This is a genomic window from Mycobacterium adipatum (genome assembly GCF_001644575.1).
Lineage (GTDB): Bacteria > Actinomycetota > Actinomycetes > Mycobacteriales > Mycobacteriaceae > Mycobacterium > Mycobacterium adipatum.
Map to the genome: position 1 here is coordinate 2,563,165 of NZ_CP015596.1, position 21,399 is coordinate 2,584,563.

General features: G+C 67.2%; 17 protein-coding genes and 2 pseudogenes. 16 read left to right on the forward strand and 3 right to left on the reverse strand.

What is annotated here, in order from left to right; translation table 11 throughout:
• Window positions 1-256 precede the first annotated feature (256 nt).
• The 5 genes and pseudogenes from A7U43_RS12200 to A7U43_RS30330 form a co-directional block, all read left to right on the forward strand.
• Window positions 257-2,221, forward strand: coding sequence for a 2-oxoacid:acceptor oxidoreductase subunit alpha (locus A7U43_RS12200; protein ID WP_411289640.1), 1,965 nt, complete (start codon window positions 257-259; stop codon window positions 2,219-2,221).
• A complete protein-coding gene (locus A7U43_RS12205) occupies window positions 2,218-3,297 on the forward strand; it encodes a 2-oxoacid:ferredoxin oxidoreductase subunit beta (RefSeq protein ID WP_067995277.1) in 1,080 nt (359 codons plus the stop codon). Before A7U43_RS12200 ends, A7U43_RS12205 begins: the two co-directional genes overlap by 4 nt.
• A 9-nt stretch (window positions 3,298-3,306) precedes the next feature.
• A complete protein-coding gene (mobA, locus tag A7U43_RS12210) occupies window positions 3,307-3,873 on the forward strand; it encodes a molybdenum cofactor guanylyltransferase (RefSeq protein WP_082902110.1) in 567 nt (188 codons plus the stop codon).
• A 1,143-nt stretch (window positions 3,874-5,016) separates the two neighbouring features.
• Window positions 5,017-5,250 (forward strand): annotated as a pseudogene (locus A7U43_RS12215) (transglycosylase family protein); the annotation flags it as partial.
• A gap of 332 nt (window positions 5,251-5,582) precedes the next feature.
• Window positions 5,583-5,813, forward strand: a pseudogene (locus A7U43_RS30330) (transglycosylase family protein); the annotation flags it as partial.
• A gap of 161 nt (window positions 5,814-5,974) precedes the next feature.
• Here the strand turns inward: A7U43_RS30330 and A7U43_RS12225 are convergent.
• On the reverse strand, window positions 5,975-7,126 hold the full coding sequence (locus A7U43_RS12225; RefSeq protein ID WP_067995287.1) for an FAD-dependent oxidoreductase: 1,152 nt from the start codon (window positions 7,124-7,126) through the stop codon (window positions 5,975-5,977).
• A gap of 121 nt (window positions 7,127-7,247) precedes the next feature.
• On the opposite strand from A7U43_RS12225, the gene A7U43_RS12230 reads away from it, so the two are divergent.
• Genes A7U43_RS12230 through A7U43_RS12240 form a run of 3 tightly spaced genes read left to right on the forward strand, consistent with a single transcriptional unit; the run spans window position 7,248 to window position 9,714 of the window.
• On the forward strand, window positions 7,248-7,811 hold the full coding sequence (locus tag A7U43_RS12230; protein WP_067995289.1) for a dimethylamine monooxygenase subunit DmmA family protein: 564 nt from the start codon (window positions 7,248-7,250) through the stop codon (window positions 7,809-7,811).
• Window positions 7,808-8,743, forward strand: a complete 936-nt coding sequence (locus A7U43_RS12235) for a PDR/VanB family oxidoreductase (RefSeq protein ID WP_067995293.1) — start codon at window positions 7,808-7,810, stop codon at window positions 8,741-8,743. The genes A7U43_RS12230 and A7U43_RS12235 overlap by 4 nt, the downstream gene beginning before the upstream one ends.
• The gene (locus A7U43_RS12240; RefSeq protein WP_067995296.1) at window positions 8,740-9,714 is read left to right on the forward strand and encodes a heme-dependent oxidative N-demethylase family protein; all 975 of its coding nucleotides are present in this window, start codon (window positions 8,740-8,742) and stop codon (window positions 9,712-9,714) included. Before A7U43_RS12235 ends, A7U43_RS12240 begins: the two co-directional genes overlap by 4 nt.
• Window positions 9,715-9,775: 61 nt before the next feature.
• Here A7U43_RS12240 and A7U43_RS12245 read toward each other — a convergent pair whose 3' ends face one another.
• Both A7U43_RS12245 and A7U43_RS12250 read right to left on the reverse strand, forming a co-directional pair.
• Window positions 9,776-9,994, reverse strand: a complete 219-nt coding sequence (locus tag A7U43_RS12245) for a hypothetical protein (RefSeq protein ID WP_067995307.1) — start codon at window positions 9,992-9,994, stop codon at window positions 9,776-9,778.
• Window positions 9,995-11,326, reverse strand: coding sequence for an ammonium transporter (locus tag A7U43_RS12250; RefSeq protein WP_067995309.1), 1,332 nt, complete (start codon window positions 11,324-11,326; stop codon window positions 9,995-9,997).
• Window positions 11,327-11,532: 206 nt separating this feature from the next.
• Between A7U43_RS12250 and A7U43_RS12255 the strand changes: the two genes are divergently transcribed.
• From A7U43_RS12255 to ndk, 8 genes are all read left to right on the forward strand, one after another.
• Window positions 11,533-12,153: a hypothetical protein gene (locus A7U43_RS12255; RefSeq protein ID WP_067995311.1), complete on the forward strand. Its 621-nt coding sequence runs from the start codon at window positions 11,533-11,535 to the stop codon at window positions 12,151-12,153.
• 32 nt (window positions 12,154-12,185) lie between these two features.
• Window positions 12,186-14,162, forward strand: a complete 1,977-nt coding sequence (locus A7U43_RS12260; protein WP_068002540.1) for a S9 family peptidase — start codon at window positions 12,186-12,188, stop codon at window positions 14,160-14,162.
• 11 nt (window positions 14,163-14,173) lie between these two features.
• Complete coding sequence (locus A7U43_RS12265) at window positions 14,174-15,442, forward strand: saccharopine dehydrogenase family protein (RefSeq protein ID WP_067995313.1); 1,269 nt, start codon at window positions 14,174-14,176, stop codon at window positions 15,440-15,442.
• Between the two features lie 104 nt (window positions 15,443-15,546).
• Complete coding sequence (locus A7U43_RS12270; RefSeq protein ID WP_067995316.1) at window positions 15,547-16,158, forward strand: DUF937 domain-containing protein; 612 nt, start codon at window positions 15,547-15,549, stop codon at window positions 16,156-16,158.
• Window positions 16,159-16,214: 56 nt separating this feature from the next.
• Window positions 16,215-18,857, forward strand: a complete 2,643-nt coding sequence (locus A7U43_RS12275; protein WP_067995320.1) for a valine--tRNA ligase — start codon at window positions 16,215-16,217, stop codon at window positions 18,855-18,857.
• Window positions 18,858-18,870: 13 nt separating this feature from the next.
• Window positions 18,871-20,274, forward strand: coding sequence for a bifunctional tetrahydrofolate synthase/dihydrofolate synthase (folC, locus tag A7U43_RS12280; RefSeq protein WP_067995322.1), 1,404 nt, complete (start codon window positions 18,871-18,873; stop codon window positions 20,272-20,274).
• On the forward strand, window positions 20,271-20,678 hold the full coding sequence (locus tag A7U43_RS12285) for a DUF4233 domain-containing protein (RefSeq protein WP_067995326.1): 408 nt from the start codon (window positions 20,271-20,273) through the stop codon (window positions 20,676-20,678). The genes folC and A7U43_RS12285 overlap by 4 nt, the downstream gene beginning before the upstream one ends.
• Window positions 20,679-20,716: 38 nt before the next feature.
• Window positions 20,717-21,136, forward strand: coding sequence for a nucleoside-diphosphate kinase (gene ndk, locus A7U43_RS12290; RefSeq protein WP_067995329.1), 420 nt, complete (start codon window positions 20,717-20,719; stop codon window positions 21,134-21,136).
• Window positions 21,137-21,399: the final 263 nt, after the last annotated feature.

The window sequence follows — 21,399 nt, forward strand, 5'->3', positions numbered from 1 at the left end:
CTTGACACCCGTCAAGTTTCGGGTGCACAGTGCTACTGCGCGGTAACCAGTCCCTTAGAGAATGACATTCTCCTAAAGTGACGAAGACCACATCGCGGCGGGAACTCGTTGTGTTTCACTGCCCCTGAACAGGCAGTTCTCCTCGGCGAAACCCGCGTGTCGCGGACTCGTCTGGCATTGGTCACCCTAAGAGAAGTGCCATACTGGTTACCGGCAGTGACACCAAAAGTTTTTGACGCAAACACCCCCGCGACTGATCCATGACTCGCGCGGGTGTGAAAGGCAGGAAGTCGTGGGTCAGAACGGCAACGCGGGGACACCCCGGCAGAAGCTGGAAAAGGTGGTCATCCGCTTCGCCGGTGACTCCGGTGACGGCATGCAGCTCACCGGTGACCGGTTCACCTCCGAGGCGGCGCTGTTCGGAAATGACCTTGCGACACAGCCCAATTACCCCGCCGAGATCCGCGCACCACAGGGCACCCTGCCCGGTGTGTCGTCCTTCCAGATCCAGATCGCGGACTACGACATCCTGACCGCCGGCGATCGTCCCGACGTTCTCGTCGCGATGAATCCTGCCGCATTGAAGGCCAATGTGGGCGACCTCCCGCGCGGCGGCCTGATCATCGCCAACTCCGACGAGTTCACCAAGCGCAACCTGGCCAAGGTCGGGTACGACGCCAACCCGCTGGAGAGCGAAGAGCTGTCCGACTACGTCGTGCAATCGGTGGCGATGACCACCCTCACGCTCGGCGCCGTCGAAGCGATCGGCGCCACCAAGAAGGACGGGCAGCGCGCCAAGAACATGTTCGCGCTCGGTCTGCTGTCGTGGATGTACGGCCGCGAACTCGAGGCCAGCGAGGCCTTCATCCGGGAGAAGTTCGCCCGCAAGCCCGAGATCGCCGAAGCCAACGTGCTGGCGCTCAAGGCGGGCTGGAACTACGGCGAGACCACCGAGGCCTTCGCCACCACCTACGAGGTCGCCCCGGCCAAGCTCAAGACGGGCGAGTACCGGCAGATCTCCGGAAACACGGCGCTGGCCTACGGTGTCGTGGCGGCCGGTCAGCTTTCGGGGATCCAGGTGGTGCTGGGTACCTACCCCATCACCCCGGCCAGCGACATCCTGCACGAGCTGTCCAAGTACAAGCACTTCAACGTCATGACCTTCCAGGCCGAGGACGAAATCGCCGGTATCGGCGCCGCCATCGGCGCGTCCTACGGCGGGGCGCTCGGTGTCACGAGCACCTCGGGCCCCGGCGTCTCGCTGAAGTCCGAGGCCATCGGCCTCGCGGTGATGACCGAACTGCCGCTGCTCGTCATCGATGTGCAGCGCGGCGGCCCGTCGACCGGCCTGCCCACCAAGACCGAGCAGGCCGACCTGCTGCAGGCCCTGTACGGCCGCAATGGCGAATCTCCGGTCGCGGTGCTCGCACCCTGCTCGCCGTCGGATTGCTTCGACATCGCCGTCGAAGCCGTGCGGATCGCCATCGGCTACCACACGCCGGTGATCATCCTGTCCGATGGCGCGATCGCCAATGGCTCGGAACCGTGGCGCATCCCGGATATCACCAGCTACCCGGCCATCGAGCACACGTTCGCCAAGTCGGGCGAACCGTTCGAGCCCTACGCCCGTGACCCGGAGACGCTGGCTCGCCAGTTCGCGGTGCCGGGCACCCCGGGCCTGGAGCACCGCATCGGCGGCCTGGAAGCGGCCAACGGTTCGGGCAACATCTCCTACGAGCCCAAGAACCACGACCTGATGGTCCGGCTGCGCCAGCTCAAGATCGACGGCATCACGGTGCCCGATCTGGAGGTCGACGATCCGACCGACGACGCCGAGCTGCTGCTGCTCGGCTGGGGCAGTTCGTACGGGCCCATCGGTGAGGCCTGTCGGCGGGCACGGCGCAACGGCATCAAGGTGGCCCACGCGCAGCTGCGCTACCTCAACCCGTTCCCGTCCAACCTCGAAGAGGTGCTGCGCCGCTACCCGAAGGTCGTGGTGCCGGAGATGAACCTCGGTCAGCTGGCCCTGCTGCTGCGTGGGAAGTACCTCGTGGACGTGCAGTCGGTCACCAAGGTGGAGGGCATGGCGTTCCTGGCCGACGAGGTCGAGGGCATCATCGACGCCGCGCTGGATGGCACGTTGCGCGAAAAAGAAACTGACAAGGCGAAATTCGCGCGGTTGGCTGCGGCCACCGTGGAATCTGTGGGAGCAGGAGCATGACCGACCTGATTGGCGCTGATCTCGGCCTGACCGAAGCCCTGAGCAAGACGGCACTGGTCCCGACCACGGACCAACCGCAGAAGGGCAAGGATTTCACCAGCGACCAGGAGGTGCGCTGGTGCCCCGGCTGCGGTGACTACGTCATCCTCAACACGATCCGTAACTTCCTGCCGGAACTGGGTCTGCGCCGCGAGAACATCGCCTTCGTCAGCGGTATCGGCTGCTCCAGCCGCTTCCCGTACTACCTGGAGACCTACGGTTTCCATTCCATCCACGGGCGGGCCCCGACCATCGCCACCGGCCTCGCGCTGGCCCGCGAGGATCTCTCGGTGTGGGTCGTCACCGGCGACGGTGACTCGTTGTCCATCGGCGGCAACCATCTGATCCATGCGCTGCGCCGCAACATCAACATCACCATCCTGTTGTTCAACAACCGGATCTACGGCCTGACCAAGGGGCAGTACTCGCCGACCTCCGAGGTCGGCAAGGTCACCAAGTCCACTCCGATGGGCTCGCTGGACTACCCGTTCAACCCGGTGTCGCTGGCGCTGGGTGCCGAAGCCACCTTCGTGGGGCGGGCGCTGGACTCCGATCGCAAGGGCCTGACCGAGGTGCTGCGCGGTGCCGCAGCGCACCGCGGGGCCGCGCTGGTGGAGATCATGCAGGACTGCCCGATCTTCAACGACGGGTCCTTTGACGCGCTGCGCAAGGAAGGCGCCGAGGACCGGCTGATCAACATCACCCACGGTGAGCCGATCACCTTCGGCGCCGACGGTGAGTATGCCGTCATCAAGTCCGGGTTCGGCCTTGAGGTCGCCAAGACCGCCGACGTGTCCGCCGACCAGATCGTGGTGCACGATGCCACGATCGACGACCCGGCGTATGCCTTTGCACTGTCGCGGTTGAGCGAGCAGAACCTCGAGCACATGGTGATGGGCATCTTCCGCCAGGTGAGCAAGCCGACCTACGACGATGCCGCGCGGGCTCAGATCACCGCCGCCCGTGAGGCCAAGGCGCACGACACGGCCGCATTGCAATCGCTGCTTCGCGGTAAAGACACCTGGTCGGTGGATTAGCCTGCTGGTGTGACCCCGTCCGTGCCGCCGGCCGCCGTAGTACTGGCAGGCGGGGCATCGCGGCGGATGGGACGCGACAAGGCGACTCTCGTGTTCGAGGGACGCACGCTGGTGCAGCGGGTTGTCGACGCCGTCGGTGCCCGCTGTGACCCGGTTTTCGTCGTCGCCGCGCCCGGCCAGTCGCTGCCCGAGCTACCCGCCGAGATCCTGCGCGACGAGGTTCGCGGGGTGGGTCCGTTACTGGCCACCGCGCGGGGGCTGCGCGCCGCCGCCGACGCCGGCCGGGATTGGGCGTTCGTCTGCGCCGTCGACATGCCGCACCTGCACGCACGCGTCATCGACGAGCTCATGGCGGTGGCGCTGTCCACGGCGGCCGAGGTGGTGCTGCCCTGGGACGGGCGTGACCATTATCTGACCGGCGTCTATCGGACCGCGCTGGCTGAGCGGGCCGATCAGCTGGTGGCCGCCGGTGAGCGCAGCATGCGCGCCCTGGCGGACGCCTGCGACACCCAGCGCATCGTCATGGAACCGCGGCACGAACTCACCAACGTCAACACCCCCGGGGATCTTGCCTGACTGGCTCGCCCGCAGGCTTCTCAGCAAATGGCGAATTTGTTCGCCAACCAGATTGAATTTCATCACGCGGCCATTTATCGGCCGTCATTGCGAAGGAATTCGCCGCGTCCCGGTGCGCTAATTGCCGCTGTGGATATCGGCGGTACAACGGTCGCCACCCTCGTTGTTGTCGAATTGTGCTGTGCCCGAGTCGATCTGATGTACCCGCGGCCGTCGTCACCCCGGAGGGGTGGGGTGCCGAATTTCGGGTCGCGCGGCATCGGCGGACGGCGTGATAACGACCCATTCGCTGCGGGTCCGCATCGGCGCCGAGATCGACGTGTCCATTCGTTGCAGGCCGGCGTCGGTGCGATCAAACCCCATGAAAGCTGTTTGACAGCAAAATCTTTCGCCTTCAATCGACGGTCACCGGGTCAATCCTGCTGTGTCGTAGCGTCGTTCCACACTTCGGACTGTATCGACAAGTTCACTTGTTGCGCATTGTATTTCGCACTTATCGGCGCATGATTCAACATTTCAGGCGGCCAGCGAACACATTTCGGTTCGAACACCTGTCTTGCGGTGTAGAAGAACGACTTTCGGGGTACGCACGAGCCATCTGCATGGGGTGTGACGACGTGGACCGGTGGCGCACGTCACAAAAACCATGTGATCTGCCTCACCGATAGTGTGTCGACCCGTGATTCAGGGTTGATCGGGGATTGCGGCGCTGACCTGCGCCCTCTCTGCACATCGGTGGTCGTGATCATCCTGTGATCTGAACGCGACACGTTCGACACCGAAGTGACTTCGCTCTGCGCTTTTTGTACGTTCATTTTCAACTCCACCGACGGAGCAAATAATTTCACAAACAAGAACCTGCGTGTGAGTGGGCCAGAGGTGAGCTGAGATGCCCGCCGGGCGGCCGGATGGATCATCCGGCGAGACGGAATGTGTCTCCCACTGTCGTGCCTGACCGAGATGGCACGCCCCAAAATTCTGCGCCTGTGCATTCAGGCATGCCGTCCGCGTACGCGCGGGCGTCCTTTTGGCGCGCGCTTGGCGAGAGGATTGACGTTGAAGAACATCCGCAAGACGTTCGGTTTGGCCACCTTTGCCGGAGCGCTGGCAGTTGCTCCGATGGCCCTGGCGGCTACCGCACATGCGGACTCCGTGAACTGGGATGCCGTTGCGGCCTGTGAATCGGGCGGCAACTGGGCGATCAACACGGGCAACGGCTACTACGGTGGCCTGCAGTTCTCGATGGGAACGTGGCGCTCCAACGGCGGTTCGGGTGCGCCGCACGCTGCCAGCCGCGAGGAGCAGATCCGGGTGGCCGAGAACGTGCTGGCGAGCCAGGGCATCGGCGCTTGGCCGTCCTGTGGCGGTCGGGGATAACCCAATAACAGAAGAATCACAATGGCGCCGGGCTTTTCGCCCGGCGCCATTGTTTTCTCATGAACACCGTGGATATCCACCCGTCTCATAAGAAACTGCTAAAACTTGCGCCACCTCCGTAACGGGTGATGTCGGTCACCCGACACACCGGATAACCGCGTCGCAAGAACGCTCCAGCCTTGGTTCGCGGCCCTCGTGTCACCGGTCGGGGAAGGACCGCAATGAACAAGATCCGCAGTTCCATCAAGAGCATCGTCCGCAAGACCCTGTGGGTGGCCGCCGCAACCGGCGCGCTCTCGGTGGCGCCGATGGCCATCTCGGCCACCGCGAGCGCCGATTCCGTCAACTGGGACGCCATCGCGCAGTGCGAGTCGGGCGGCAACTGGGGAATCAACAGCGGCAACGGCCACTACGGTGGTCTGCAGTTCAAACAGGCCACCTGGAACGCCAACGGCGGGGTCGGCTCCCCGGCGGGCGCCACCCGTGCCGAGCAGATCCGGGTCGCGGAGAACGTGCTGCGCACCCAGGGCCTCGGTGCGTGGCCCAAATGCGGACCGCGCGGTGCCACCCCGGCCGTCTTCAGCACCCCGGCCGCGCAGACTCCCGCCCCGGCCGCCGTCGGCTGCCAGGCCATCCGCGGCGGTGCCGTGCTGGGCCTGTTCGACTTCCGCAAGATGTGCCAGGCCATGCAGACCGCGGTCACCGCGTTCCAGCCGCGCTGAGCTCAGCGCGACGGTAGGACGAAGGCCGACCGGCCCGCCACCGCGGCCAGGTGGCGCGCCAGCACCGCCTCCGGGATCAGCGTCGTCGCCCGGCTGGCCAGCCCGCTGAGCGCAGCGGGCCGCATATTGACGATGCGCCCCACGGTGCGGGATTCGACCACCAGCCCCCGTACCCGCCGGCTCCGAAACTGCGCGAAACGCCGGAACGCCGCCGATAGGTCGGACTCGCCCACCGTCAGCGCCGCGAGGATCGCGGCGTCCTCCAGCCCCTGGCAGCCACCCTGGCCCAGGTGCGGGCGCATCGGGTGAGCGGCGTCGCCGACGATCACCGCGCGGTCGCGGGCCCAGGTTGCGGCGCGGCGGCGGTCATAGAGGTCATTGCGCAGCACCGCGGCGGGGTCGGTGCAGGCCAGCAGCGTGGGGATCGGCTCCGGCCAGTCCCCGAAGACGCGCCGCACCTGCGCGTGTTCGCCGTCCACCGCGGATTGACCCTGTGGCGCCCGCTGGGTGGCGAACCAATAGGTGTGCTCGGGCCCCATCGGCACATGCCCCACCTCAAGGCCCGGCCCCATCGTTTCCCCGGCCAGATCGGGATCCATGGAATACGAGGCGATTCCGCGCCACGCGGTGTAACCGGCGTACCGGCGGGGGAGCACGCCGTTGAGGTGGCGCGCCACCGTCGAGTCGACGCCGTCGGCGCCGACCACCGCATCGACCGCCGCGACGGTCCCGTCGGACAAGGTGACCCGGGCTCCGGTGCGCGAGACGTCCAGGGCAGTGGCCGCAAGGCCGTGCGACACCGCGCCGGGCGGCAGGGCGCCGACCAGGATCCCGGTGAGGGTGGCGCGGTGGATGATCACCAGCGGTTCGCCCAGCGCCCGCACGATCCGGTCGGGGGACGGCCGCCGCAACCAGCGGCCATCGCGCCAGCGCACCGCACCCGCGCTGACCCGGCCGCCGGCCTCCCGCACCGGATCGCCCAGGTCGAGGACATCGAGCGCGGCCAGCGCATTGGGCCAGATGCTGATGCCGGCACCGGTGGTGGCGTCGGTGCGTTGCTCGACCACACGCACGTCGTGACCGGCCCGATGCAGGGCGACGGCGGTGGCCAGCCCGGCGATCCCCGCGCCGACCACCAGGATGTGCGCGGACATGGTGCAGACCCTATCGGTGAGCGTGTCAACAAGACGAGACAGCGAGGTCACATCGCCGAAACGCACGTTTGGTTTCCTGAAGGGCAACCCTGTCAACCACTGGTGTCCACGGAAGGGCTTCATGCGACCTGACCTCGAGCTGACGAGCGTGCCCGTCTGGGCGCTGAACCCCACCCGGCCCGGCGCCGACCTGTCCGGGCGGGCCTGGACGATCATCGCGTTCGGGCCGCACGGTGCCGATATCGCGCAGACGTGGATCGACCAGATCGCTTCCGTGCACGGTGAATCCGCGGTGCGGCTGCATCGGTGTGACGACGGCACCCAGTGTGACGACGGCACCGCCTCGGCGATCGAGGCGCTGACCGCCGACCTGGTCGACGCCCGCGTCGGCTGGCGATTGATGATGGCCGGTCCCGCCGATGCCTGCCTGCGGCTGCGCGGAGCGGCCGGCGCACTCGGGGTCGCCGATGACGAGATGACGGTGGCGTCCACCGATGACGACGCGCGCACGGTGCACTGTGTGCACTGCGGGGCGGTCACCCGGGCGCAGGTGCAACTCGATCAGGTGCTGCCGTGCTCGTCCTGCGCGCGCAAACTGCTGGTCTACCATCACGTCTCGCGACGAGCCGGTACGTACCTGGGCTTCATGGTCGACGCCGAGCAGCCGGCCGAGGTGCCGTCGTGAACACCCTCAAACTGGTCGTCACCGCGATCGACGACACCGTCGGCGGCATTCGGACCCTCACCCTGGCCGACCCCGACGGGAACCCCTTACCGTCGTTCACCCCCGGCAGTCATATCGTCGTGGAGTGCGGCGGCAAGGCCAACGCCTACTCGCTGACCGGCGACGGTAATTCCCCGACCGCCTATGTGATCTCGGTGCTGCGCTGCGCGGACGGGTCGGGCGGGTCGCGGTGGATCCACGACGAGCTGGCACTCGGGGACACCGTCGCCGCCGGGCCGGCGCGCAGTGCCTTCGCGCCGGTGTTGCGGGCCCGTCGGCACCTGCTGGTCGCCGCGGGAATCGGCATCACCCCGATGGTGTCGCACCTGCGTAGCGCGCAGACATGGGGGCGCGACGTGCACCTGCTCTATATCCACCGGCAAGGACGGGGAGCCTATCTCGATACCGTCGCCGAATTGGGTCAGCACGTCTCGATCCACACCGAGCGGGCGGCCTTCTCGGCCGAACTTCTTGCCGCCCTTGCCGATCAGCCGTTCGGCACTCACCTGTACGTGTGTGGGCCCGCCTCGTTCATCGACGACGTCACCGGCGCGGCAACCCGACTCGGATGGCCGGACAGTCGAATCCACCTGGAACACTTCGGATCCGAGGCACTCGACCCCGGGGAACCTTTCACCACCCGGGTGGCCTCCACCGGCGAGGAATTCGTCGTCGACGCCGGTGTCTCGCTGCTGGAGGAGTTGGAGCGCCGCGGATTCGAGGTGCCCAGTCTGTGCCGCCGCGGGGTGTGCGGTGAATGCCGGCTTGCGGTGTCGGCGGGCACCATCATCCATCGTGACCTGTACCTGACCGACGCCGACAAGGAAGCGGGCGATGCCGTGATGTCCTGCGTTTCGCGCGGCGGAGCCGACACCCTGGAGGTAGCACTGTGATCTCGGCACCCGATCTCGTCCACACCTTTCCCTTTCCGTTTGCCGCCGACACCTACCGGTACAGCACCAATGTCGAGCCCGCCGGCTCGGCGGTGCCGACACCGGTCGGTCGGTGGGGCGAGCGCGTGGTCGATATCGACAGTGAGTACGAGCACGAATTGGCGGAGCGGGCAGCCATTCTCGCCGCCGATCCCACCCGCAGCGCGGTGTTGCCGCATATGCGCCCGGCGTGCTGGGACACCATGCTCACCTTGATGCGTGAGCTTGCCCGCGCCTATCCCGAGAGCATGGCGCTGCGGCGGCACGGTGCCGGTTGGCGCTGGCGCAACGACAGACTGGGCATCGAACAGGATTTCGTCCTCGGTGACGAGACCACCCTGCCGGCCGAACCGCTGCGCTACATCGCCGGCCAGGTGCAGGAGGATATCGTCCTGCTCGACCAGCGTGACGGCGATCTGTTCGGCGACGCGGGTGTGGTCACCTTCGCCGCCGACTGGTCGTTCGGGTTCGACGTCGGCATGACATTCCTGGAGATCCACGGGCCGGTGCCCCGGTTGCGGGCCACCGGTGTGATCACGCGTGCCAGGGACTTCCTCATGCGCCTGCAACCCGGCGAGACCTACCGGCGCACCAACTGGACGCTGACCATCGGTCGCCGACTGGACGTCTCGACGGAGCTCTACCACGAGTGGGGGCCGGACCGCACGATGATCCTGGGCGTTTCCGACGAGGAGTTCGGGCGGTTGGTGCACCTGCGGGTCGAGGTGCAGCATCTGATCCGGCTACCGGAGTCGGGGTCGATCTGCTTTCTCATCCGCACCTACATGCTGCCGCTGGCCGATATCGCGACCGTGGACGACTGGCGGGTGCGGGCGGCGGCCGTGCTGGCCGAACTTCCCGACGACATCGCCGACTACAAGGGGATCATCGGGTACCGTGACCGCGCCGTGCGGTGGCTGCGCGGAGTCTGACCGAAACGCCGAAATCGCCCGGAACCGTAAGGTTCCGGGCGATCTCCGGGTGACCGATCAATCAGTAGGGTGTCGGCTCTCCTTCGGCCGCCGGCCCCGGTTCCACCGGCTTGTGCTCGATGATCGCGGTGTATGCCTTGTTCTCGTGCTGGACCATCCGGACGAAGAAACCGACGAACAGCAGCAACGCGACGATGAACGAGATCCACACGCCGAGTGAGTATCCGCCGAAGGTGAACACCACGGCGGCATCGTCATAGCTGTCGATGGGACTGAACATTTACTTGACCTCCTCGGTGACAACCAGGACGGAACCGTTGGTCCGCATGACGGTGACCGGGATGCCCTCCGGGTACGGCGTTGCGGGCACCTCGCTGAGATCCAGTCCCTGCTCCTCGACCTCCGGTGGAATCCGCAGCAGGCCAACCTTCTTCAGGCCCAGCGAGACCAGGTAGGCGGGAATGAAGCCGAGCGCGGCGAAGACCACGGCGCCGATCACTTGACCCCAGAAGGACACCGACGGGTTGCCATCGGTGTTCGGGTAGCCGGACAGCCAGATACCGGCCATCAGCACCGAGTACAGGCCGATCCCGCCGTGCACCGACACCGCGCCGACCACGTCGTCGATCTTGAACTTCTCCAACAGTTTTCCGATGTACGGGGCCAGAGCGCCGGCGCCCAGGGCGATGATGAAGCCCAGCGCCGGGTGGTAGAGGTCCATTCCCGATGCCACGCCGATCACGCCGCACAGACCGCCGGAGATGGTCCAGAACGGCTCGCCCTTCGAGGTCAGGTAGGCGCCCAGGATGCCACCGGCCAGGCCCATCAGGGTGTTGAAGGCGAACGCGCTCAACGTCGTCGGGCTGGCGTAGATGGTGGCGAAGCCGTCACCGGCGTAGATGACACAGCCCATCAGGAAGCCGAAGAAGCCGGTGAAGATCAGCATCAGGCCCACCATGGTCAACGGCAGGTTGTGCGGCCGGATCGTGACGGGCTTGCCGTCGGGCAGGAACCGCCCGATGCGCGGGCCGAGGTTGATCAGGATGCCCAGCGTGGCGAAACCGGCGATCATATGCACGCAACCGGCGGCGCCGACATCGTGGAATCCGAGCTTGGTCAGCATCCAACCGGCGCCGTGCCACCCCCAGGCCGCGCCGATGATCCAGGTGACCGATCCCACCAGCACGGTCAGGACCAGGAAGCCGCTGGTGCGGATGCGCTCCAGCACGGCACCGGACATGATCGAACCGGTGGTGGCCGCGAACAGCGCGAACGCCCCCCAGAAGATGCCGCTCGCCGGGTCCTGGACGTTCGGGCCCATGTTGTCGCTCCACGGGAGAGCGGCCCTTGCGGCATCGGTCATTTCGATGAAGCCGCTGGGCATTGCGTTGTACAGGAACCAGCCGACGAAGAAGAACGATGCCACGATGGTGGCGAAGGCCAGCAGGTTCTTCATCGCGGTGGCAAGCACATTCTTCGACCTCGATGCGCCGACCTCGTAGGCGAGGAAGCCGGCGTGGATGAGCATCATCAGCGCGATGGACATCCAGTAGAAGAACTCGTTGTTGACGGCCGCCATCGTTGAGAGGGCGTCCTCCACTTCAGGTGTCAAAGGAACCTCCGCCGATCATTTCTGGGGGATGGGGTGGGGAGGCACTGCGTTTAATCACAGTGGCCATGAGGTACTGACGGTGTACCGGATTGAAACTAACCGCGGGAATGTGTCCCAGCGGTCAAGGCGAGTTAATTCCGCGTGAAGAGGTTGTGCGCGCCCGAAGTTGGGATCGGTAGCACCGGCCACCCACCACGCTGTGCGCCATGACGACATTCACCCGCCTCGGCTTCGGCCTGGCCGCCACCGCAGTTTCGATCTCGATGCTCTCCGGATGCTCCAAGATCGATGACATCAAGGCCATCACCGATGCCGCGACCACCGCCGTCGAACAGCTCAGCGACACCGCCGGCGGACTCACCGAGATCGCGGCCGGCGACCTGGTCACCGTGGAAGGAATCGACCGGGCGCTCGGGGCGATCTCGCAGCGGGTGGGCGCGAACCCCATGCAGGTGGTCGAGCTCGTGATCACCGAGCAGGTGGTCACCGTGCAGGCGGTCAACCCGGCCGCGCCGACGGAACTCAACCAGTGGACGTACACCGCCGGTCAGGTCGGCGATCTGCGCCCGGTCGACTACGACGACGACACCGAGGCGTTGCAGCAGAATCTGTTCCCCGTCACCGAGGTGCCGGCGACCGCGATCATGACCGCGGTCGACAACGCCATCGGGGCCAGCGGTATCGCCGACGGTGAGGTGCAGACCGTGATCGTCAAACGCAATCTGCCCTTCAGCGACGATCTGCAGATCCTCATCAACGTGCAGGGCGAGCGCAGCAACAAGCAGGTGCGTGCCGACGCGACCGGACAGGTCACCGGCGTTGTGTGAGCGGGCCGTTGATCCGGCACTACGGTGGTGCCATGACGCCGTTCCACGATCTGGACGACTACTTCGCGCTGCCGCGGGTGGCGGGTCTGGCCGTCGCCCCCGGCGGGGACCGGGTGGTCACCACGATCGGCGAGCTCAGCCATGACCGCACCGAATACATCACGGCCCTATGGGAATTGGATCCGCACGGGGTACAGCCCGCCAGGCGGTTGACGCGCGGGGCCAACGGGGAATCTGGGCCCGTCTTCACCGCCGGCGGTGACCTCCTGTTCGTCGGGGTACGGCCGCTGCCAGGGCAGGACGAGCCGCCGGCAGCGCTGTGGCGACTGCCCGCCGCCGGCGGCGAAGCCGTCGAGGAGCTCGCGCTGCCCGGCGGGGTGTCGGCGGTGCACACCGCGCGGCGCGCCGCCCGGACGGTTGTCACCGCGCCGGTGCTGGCCGGGGCAACCGGCCTCGACGACGACAGGAGGTTGCGGGCGCTGCGCAAGGACACCAAGGTATCGGCGATCCTGCACACCGGATATCCGGTGCGGCACTGGGATCACGACCTGGGACCCGACCAACCCCACCTGTTCGATGCCGACGGCGTGAGGGACCTGACCCCCGCGCCCGCAGGCGCCCTGCGCGACACCGAACTCGATGTCAGCGCCGACGGTCGTTTCGTCGTCACCGCGTGGAACGACGGCGCGCCCGGCGCGGGCTTGCGTTCCCGACTGGTCCGCATCGACATGGGAACCGGAGCGCACACGACGGTGGCCGATGATCCCGGCGCCGATCTGGGGCAGCCCGCGGTTTCCCCCGATGGCACCCGGGTGGCCTTCCTGCGCGAGACCACCTCCACACCGGCGCGAGCCCCGAGGATCACGCTGTGCTGCCTGACGTTCGGCGAGCAGTGGGTGGAGCTGGGGGATTGGGACCGCTGGCCGACGTCGGTGTGCTGGTCTGCCGACGGCGCCCAACTGATCGTCACCGCGGACGACGGTGGGCGCGGCCCCATCTTCTCCGTCGACCCGGACTCGGCCACGGTCACCCGCGTGACCGCCGACGAGCACACCTACAGCGATGTGCGGACCGCTCCGGGTGGTGTCATCTTCGCCCTGCGCAGTTCCTATCTGACACCCCCGCACCCGGTGCGTATCGATGCGGACGGGTCGGTCACGGTGCTGCCCTGCGTTGCGCTGCCGGTGCTGCCGGGCCGGGTGGAAGAGATGACGGCCACCGCGCCGGACGGTGCCACGGTCCGGTCCTGGCTTGTGTTGCCGGACGGCCCGGACGAGGACGGCGCGGCGGCTCCGTTGCTGCTGTGGATCCACGGCGGCCCGCTGGCCAGTTGGAACGCCTGGCACTGGCGGTGGAATCCGTGGCTGCTGGCGGCGCACGGTTATGCCGTGCTGCTGCCCGACCCGGCGCTGTCGACCGGCTACGGGCAGGCCTTCATCCAGCGCGGCTGGGGAGCCTGGGGTGCCGCGCCGTACACGGATCTGATGGCGGCGACCGACGCCGCGTGCGCGCACCCGCGCGTCGATGCGGCGCGCACCGCGGCGATGGGTGGATCCTTCGGTGGCTACATGGCGAACTGGATCGCGGGGCACACCGACCGCTTCGACGCCATCGTCACCCACGCGAGTCTGTGGGCGCTGGATCAGTTCGGCCACACCACCGACGGTGCCTACTGGTGGGTGCGCGAGATGACCGAGCAGATGACCCAGCTCAATTCCCCGCATCACCATGTGGGCAACATCCGCACCCCGATGCTGGTCATCCACGGCGACAAGGACTATCGCGTCCCGATCGGTGAGGGCCTGCGTTTGTGGTACGAGCTGCTGAGCCTGTCCGGTCTGCCCGCCGACGATGCCGGCGCAAGCCCGCACCGGTTTCTCTACTACCCGACCGAAGGGCACTGGATCGGCGCCCCGCAGCACGCCAAGATCTGGTATCAGGTCGTGATCGCATTCCTGGACACCCACCTGTTCGGCCGGGAGGTCGGTCTACCGGAGCTTCTCGGGTAGCTTCGGGACGCATGACCTCCTCGCAGCGGGAATCCGATCGAGAATTTGACATAGTCCTATACGGCGCCACCGGGTTCGCCGGCAAACTCACCGCACAGTATCTCGCCACGGCGGGCACCGGTGCGCGCATCGCGCTGGCCGGGCGTTCGTTGGTCAAGGTCCGCGACGTGCGCGACACGCTCGGGCCGCAGGCGCAGTCCTGGCCGCTGATCGAGGCCGACGCCGCCCAACCGTCCACGCTGGCCGATATGGCGGCGCGCACCCGGGTGGTCATCACCACCGTCGGCCCGTACACCAAGTACGGGCTGCCGCTGGTGCAGGCGTGTGTGGCGGCCGGCACCGATTACGCCGACCTGACCGGGGAGACCCTGTTCATCCGGGACAGTGCCGAACAGTTCCACAAGCAGGCCGTCGACACCGGCTCCAGGATCGTGCATTCCTGCGGATTCGATTCCGTCCCATCGGATATCACCGTCTACGCGCTACACGATCGGGTGAGTAAGGACGGTGCGGGAGAACTCGGCGAGACCAACCTGGTGCTGCGTTCCTTTGCCGGTGGTGTTTCCGGCGGCACCGTCGCCTCCATGGTCGAATTCATGCGGACCGCCGCGGAGAACCCGCAGCACCGCAGCGATCTGGAAGACCCGTACACGCTGAGCACCGATCGCGGCGCGGAGCCGGAGCTGGGTCACCAGTCCGACAATCCGTGGCGGCGCGGACGTGAGATCGCCCCCGAACTCGACGGCATCTGGACCGGCGCCTTTGCCATGGCCGCCCCCAACTCCCGCATCGTGCGTCGCAGCAATGCACTGCTGGACTGGGCCTACGGTCGCAGCTTCCGGTACGCCGAGCAGATGAGCATGGGCTCCTCGGTCGTCGCGCCGGTGGCGGCCGCACTGGACACCGCGGTCAGCGTCGGCATGTTCGGGCTGGGCACCCGCTATATCAACAAGGTGCCCACCGGTCTGCTCGAGCGTGTGTTGCCCAAACCCGGGACGGGCCCGAGCGAGCGCACCCGGGAAAAGGGGCATTACCGCGCCGAGACGTACACCACGACCACCACCGGGGCCCGGTACCGGGCCACCATCGCCCAACAGGGTGACCCCGGTTACAAGGCGACCGCGGTGCTGCTCGGGGAGTGCGGGCTCGCCCTCGCGCTGGACCGGGACAAGCTCTCGGATCTGCGCGGGGTGCTGACCCCGGCGGCGGCCATGGGCGACGCGCTGCTGAGCCGCCTGCCGGCCGCCGGGGTGACGTTGGAGACGGCTCGCCTCAGCTGATTCGGGCGGCACGGCCGGGCCTGCGCCGAACACCTGTGGACCCATGGTCGAAAGGGTTAGGGTCCAGGTCAGGGGTACCTGACATCGACAGAGGTGAGTGGAACATGGCCGGTCTGGACGAACTCTTCGCGCAAATCCCGGTGCAGGACATCGCGGCGAAACTCGGTGCGGATCCCGGCGAGGTGAACAACGCCATCCAGACGTTGGTGCCGGCACTGGTGGGTGGGCTGCAGGCCAACGTCGCGGCCGATGACATCGATTCCACCGACCTGGAGGCCGCGGTCGGCTCGCAGGCTGCGAGCGGCCTGCTCGACGGCGGGGTCAAGGTCGACGATGTCGATCCCGGCGAGGGCGACAAAATCGTGGCCAACATCTTCGGCGGCAACGACAGCAATTCGGTCGCCTCCGCGCTGGCGGGTACGGGTGCCGGCAGCGGCGATCTGATCAAGAAGCTGCTGCCGATCCTGGCGCCGATCGTGCTGGCCTATATCGGCAGGCAGTTCTCCGGCAGCTCTGCCCCCGCGCAGTCGCAGGCCGCCGGCTCCGGGGGCGGGCTCGGCGATGTGCTCGGCAGCATCCTCGGCGGTTCCGGCGGCGGCGGTAACAATCCGCTGGGCAGCATCCTGGGCGGCGTTCTCGGCGGTGGCGGCCAGGGCGGCAATCAGGGCAATGTCATCGGGGACATTTTGGGTGGCCTGCTGGGTGGGAAGAAATAGGGCGGGCTTACTGGGTGGGAAAAAGTAGCCCAGCGCGGTTTCCCTAGAATCGACGGGTGACCGACAGCCCGCGTGACCGTGCCGATGCCCTGCCCAAGTCCTGGGAGCCGGGTGCGGTAGAGAGCGAGCTGTATCAGGGCTGGGTGGACGCCGGGTACTTCACCGCCGATCCCGCCAGCGACAAACCGGCCTACTCGATCGTGCTGCCGCCGCCGAATGTGACCGGCAGTCTGCACATGGGGCATGCGCTCGATCACACCCTGATGGACGCGCTGACCCGGCGCCGCCGAATGCAGGGCTACGAGGTGTTGTGGCTGCCCGGCATGGACCATGCCGGTATCGCCACCCAGTCCGTGGTGGAGAAGCAACTCGCGGTTGACGGCAAGAGCAAAGAGGACTTCGGGCGCGAACTGTTCATCGACAAGGTCTGGGACTGGAAGCGTGAGTCCGGTGGGACCATCGGCGCGCAGATGCGCCGGCTCGGCGACGGTGTGGACTGGAGCCGCGACCGGTTCACCATGGACGACGGACTGTCCCGCGCCGTGCGGACCATTTTCAAGCGGCTCTACGACGCCGGACTGATCTACCAGGCCGAGCGACTGGTGAACTGGTCCCCGGTGCTGCAGACGGCCATCAGCGATCTCGAGGTCAAATACTCCGACGTCGAGGGTGAACTGGTGTCCTTCCGGTACGGCTCGATGAACGACGACGAGCCGCATCTGGTGGTGGCCACCACTCGGCTGGAGACGATGCTCGGGGACACCGCCATCGCGGTGCACCCCGACGACGATCGCTACCGCGCCCTGGTCGGCCAGACGCTGGCGCACCCGTTCCTGGACCGGCAGATCATCGTGGTCGCGGATCAGCACGTCGACCCCGAATTCGGCACCGGTGCAGTGAAAGTGACACCCGCTCACGACCCGAACGACTTCGAGATCGGGATTCGGCACAACCTGCCGATGCCCTCGATCCTGGACAAGGCCGGCGCCATCACCGGCACCGGGACCCGCTTCGACGGGATGGACCGCTTCGAGGCCCGGGTCGCGGTGCGCGAGGCGCTGGCCGCCGAGGGGCGAATCGTCGCCGAGAAGCGGCCGTACCTGCACAGCGTGGGGCACTCCGAACGCAGCGGCGAACCCATCGAGCCCCGGCTGAGTCTGCAGTGGTGGGTCAACGTCGAGTCGATGGCCAAGGCCGCCGGCGACGCCGTTCGCAACGGCGACACCGTGATCCACCCCGCCAGCCTGGAGCCGCGCTGGTTCGCCTGGGTGGACAACATGCATGACTGGTGCATCTCGCGGCAGCTCTGGTGGGGTCATCGCATCCCGATCTGGCACGGGCCCGACGGGCAGCAGGTGTGTCTCGGTCCGGACGAGACTGCGCCCGAGGGTTGGGAGCAGGATCCCGACGTGCTGGACACCTGGTTCTCTTCGGCGCTGTGGCCGTTCTCCACGATGGGCTGGCCGGATCGCACTCCCGATCTCGAAAAGTTCTACCCGACAAGTGTTCTCGTCACGGGCTACGACATCCTGTTCTTCTGGGTGGCGCGCATGATGATGTTCGGGACCTTCGTCGCCGGCGATGACGTCATTCCCGAGGGGGCCGTCCCGTTCGAGAACGTCTTCCTGCACGGGCTGATCCGCGACGAGTTCGGCCGCAAGATGAGCAAGTCGAAGGGCAACGGCATCGACCCGCTGGACTGGGTGGAGAAGTTCGGCGCCGACGCACTGCGCTTCACCCTGGCGCGCGGGGCCAGCCCCGGTGGTGACCTGTCGATCGGCGAGGATCACGCCCGGGCCTCGCGCAACTTCGCCACCAAGATCTTCAACGCCACCAAGTTCGCGTTGATGAACGGTGCGCAGCTGGCTCCGCTGCCGGCTCTGGCGGAGCTCACCGACGCCGATCGCTGGATCCTGGGCCGGTTGGAAGAGGTTCGCGCCGAAGCCGATTCGGCCATGGAGAGCTATGAGTTCAGCCGCGCCTGTGAGGCGATCTACCACTTCGCCTGGGACGAGTTCTGCGACTGGTACCTGGAATTGGCGAAGGTGCAGTTCGGCCAGTCCGAACACGCCGCGCACACGGCGGTCGTGCTGGCCACCGTGCTGGACAATCTGCTCAAGCTGTTGCATCCGGTGATGCCGTTCGTCACCGAGACGCTGTGGACAACGCTGACCGGCGCAGAGTCCTTGGTCATCGCCGATTGGCCGTCGCCATCGGGCATCCCGGTGGATTCTGTTGCGAACCAACGCATCACCGATATGCAGAAGCTCATCACCGAGGTCCGGCGCTTCCGTAGCGATCAGGGCCTCAACGATCGGCAGCGGGTTCCGGCAAAGGTGGTCGGTATCGACGCCGCCGGGCTGGACGCCCAGCTGCCCGCGATCGCCGCGCTGGCCTGGCTCACCGAGCCCGCGGACGGGTTCACCCCGTCGGCGGCTGTCGAGGTGCGCCTGACCGGGGGCACCGTGCTCGTCGAACTCGACACGTCGGGCACCGTCGACGTCGCCGCCGAACGCAAGCGGCTGGAGAAGGATCTGGCGGCCGCGCAGAAGGAACTTGCCCAGACCACAGGCAAGCTCGGTAACGAGGCCTTCCTGGCGAAGGCGCCGGAGGCCGTCGTCGACAAGATCAAGGCGCGCCAACAGCTGGCGGCCGAGGAGGTGGAGCGGATCACCGCCCGCCTGGGTGGCCTGTCGTGAAACCGGCGCGCACATGACCCAGCCCGCGCCGGACGAGATCGCCGCGCTGCTGCAGGTCGAGCATCTGCTCGACCAGCGTTGGCCGGAGACCAAGATCGAACCCAGCACTGCGCGGATCGCCGCGCTGCTGGAACTGCTGGGTTCACCGCAGCGCAACTACCCGGCGATCCACATCGCCGGCACCAACGGTAAGACCTCGGTGGCCCGCATCGTCGATGCGTTGCTCACCGCACTGCACCGGCGCACCGGGCGCACGGTCAGTCCGCACCTGCAGTCCGCGGTGGAGCGCATCTCCATCGACGGCAAGCCGGTCACCCCCGCCCAGTACGTCGAGACGTACCGGGAGATCGAACCGTTCGTCGAGATGGTGGACCGGCAGTCCGAAGCGGCCGGCGGCCCGCGGATGAGCAAGTTCGAGGTGCTCACCGCGATGGCCTTCGCCGCGTTCGCCGACGCTCCGATCGACGTGGCGGTGGTCGAGACCGGGTTGGGCGGTCGTTGGGATGCCACCAATGTGATCGGCGCGCCCGTCGCGGTGATCACCCCGATCGGGTTGGACCACACCGATTACCTCGGTGACACGATCGCCGAGATCGCCGGCGAGAAGGCCGGCATCATCGTCAAACAGGAAGACGATCTGGTGCCGACCGACACGGTGGCGATCATCGGGAAGCAGCTTCCCGAAGCGATGGAGGTATTGCTGGCCGAGGCAGTGCGCGCCGATGCCGCAGTGGCGCGCGAGGATTCGGAGTTCGCGGTGCTGGAACGGCAGGTGGCCATCGGTGGTCAGCTGCTGACCCTGCAAGGGCTCGGCGGGGTGTACCCGGAGATCTTCCTGCCGCTGCACGGTGAGCACCAAGCCCACAATGCCGTCCTGGCGTTGGCCGCGGTGGAGGCGTTCTTCGGGGCCGGTGCCGATCGACAGCTCGACGTCGACGCCGTGCGCGCCGGGTTCGCCGCGGCGAGCAGCCCGGGCCGGCTGGAACGGGTGCGCAGCGCACCGACGGTCTTCATCGACGCCGCGCACAACCCGGCGGGTGCCGCGGCGCTGGCCCAGGCCTTGGCCGATGAGTTCGACTTCCGCTACCTGGTCGGCGTGGTGTCGGTGATGGCCGACAAGGACGTCGACGGCATCCTCGCGGCCCTGGAACCGGCGTTCGACATGGTCGTGGTCACCGACAACGGGTCGCCGCGGGCGCTCGATGTCGAGACGCTCGCCGCCCGCGCCGAGGAACGCTTCGGCCCGGAACGGGTGGTGGCGGCCGCGGCGCTGCCCGATGCCATCGAGACGGCCACGGCGCTCGTCGAGGAGTCCGGCAACGACGGTGAAGGATATTCAGGGAGCGGCATGGTCATCACCGGTTCGGTCGTCACCGCGGGCGCTGCGCGCACTCTGTTCGGGCGGGAGCCGCAATGAGTGCCGTGCCGCCGCCGCAACCGGGGGATCCATGGCGCAGTTTCCGCGGCATCATGGCCGCCGCCCTGATCCTGGAAGCCATCGTGGTGCTGCTCGCGCTTCCGGTCGTCTCCGCGGGGGAGGACGGGCTGACCGCGGTGAGCGGGACGTTCCTGATCGGTATGGCGGTGGTGCTGGTGCTGATGTCCGGTGTCCAGGGCAGGCCGGGCATCATCTGGGTGAATCTCGGCATTCAGGCGGTGTTCGTCGTCGGCGCACTGATCCACGGCGCCATCGGGTTCATCGGAGTGGTTTTTGCCGGGGTGTGGGCGCTGATGATCTACCTGCGCAGCGAGGTCAAGCGTCGCCAGGACCGCGGGCAACTGCCGTTCCAGCAGTCCGGTCCGCCGCCCGAGAGGGACTGATTCCGAGCCGCTCGTTACTGCCCGGTAGGCTGTGCGCCGTGACTGAGCGGACCCTGGTTTTGATCAAGCCTGACGGCGTACAGCGGCACCTGATCGGTGAGATCATCGGCCGGATCGAGCGCAAGGGGCTGACGTTTGCCGCTCTCGAACTCAAGGTCGTCTCCGAGGATCTGGCCCGCCGGCATTACGCCGAGCATGACGGCAAGCCGTTCTTCGGTTCGCTGCTCGAATTCATCACCTCCGGTCCGGTGGTGGCCGCGGTGGTCGAAGGTCCGCGCGCGATCGCCGCGTTCCGGCAGATCGCCGGCGGCACCGATCCGGTGGAGAAGGCAACCCCCGGCACCGTCCGCGGTGACCTGGCACTTGTCACCCAGGACAATCTGGTGCACGGCTCCGATTCGCCGGAGTCGGCGGCCCGCGAGATTGCCCTCTGGTTCCCGGAACTGACCGGCGCCTAGCTCCCGGTTAGCACCGCTTCGTCAGATTCCGGCGCGCGGTGTGGGATACTTGTCCCGGGAGACCGTCGCCACAACAGGGGCGGTCACCCGGATGAAGACTTCGACGAGCGCGACCACCGCGTTAGCGGTGCGGCGCCACAACGTCCAGCCATCATTCAGCCAGGCGCCGAGTTCGTCCCTCGTGGACCGCTCGGGGCGAGACCATAACAAGTTCGGGAGAAGCTCCCCGGACCCATAGCGGAAGCCCTCGCGTGGCCGCGTCA